This is a genomic window from Cupriavidus sp. 8B (assembly GCF_054589115.1).
Window position 1 is genome coordinate 1 of record NZ_BAAILO010000053.1, and the last position, 730, is coordinate 730.

1 pseudogene is annotated in these 730 nt (G+C 64.8%); it reads left to right on the plus strand.

Features of this window, described 5'->3' with window-relative positions:
• Positions 1-49: 49 nt before the first annotated feature.
• Positions 50-730: pseudogene (locus tag ACYP5B_RS05185) on the plus strand (protein PilN); the annotation flags it as partial.

Here is a 730-nt window from a genome sequence, read left to right on the forward strand (position 1 = left end):
TGAAGACACCAGACACGCCGTCGACGATAGTCGCGCGCAAGGTGACGCGATGACCGGCGCGCTCTATGCCCGGATGCGCCGCGACCGCGCGGCTGTCGAGGCAGAGCAGGAAGTCTCCAAGCCCTTCCTCGTGGGCAGAGCCGTTCCTACTGCGCGAAACGTTACCCTCCCGTTGGCACTGCGCAATAACGTCGATACGTGGGTCGTCTTTCCCGAGCGCGTCATGCCGCTGGCGGTAGCCGGACAGCGCATCACCATGGCGACCGGGATCCCGGTGAAGGTCGAATCGGATGTCTATCTCCCGGCCAACATGTTGCTCCCGCGCAGCATGGCGGCGCAGGCACGTAATCAACAGGCCGGGGGTGCGGTGCCGCAAGGCATGCCGGCGCTGGGCCAGGCCCCGGCACTCGGCGCGCCGCTTCCGACCAGTCTGGTTGGTGGTGCCGGCAGCATCGCGCAGGCGACCCCGCTGGTGGAGAGCGCCTTGAGCGTGGAATTCAAGAATAGCGAGAAGATGCCGCTAGCCAACATGCTCGACCTGATTGCGACGCGGCTTGGCATCAACTGGGAGTACAACGCATCGAAGGGCGTGATTCGCTTCTATCGCCTGACCACGAAGACCTGGCAGTTGCCGATGAAGGCGGGCACCAGTTCATTCACCACAGAGTTCAAGGAGAGCGCCCGGGGCTCGAACGGCAGTTCCGCGGGTAGCGCCGGGCAGACAGCGAAG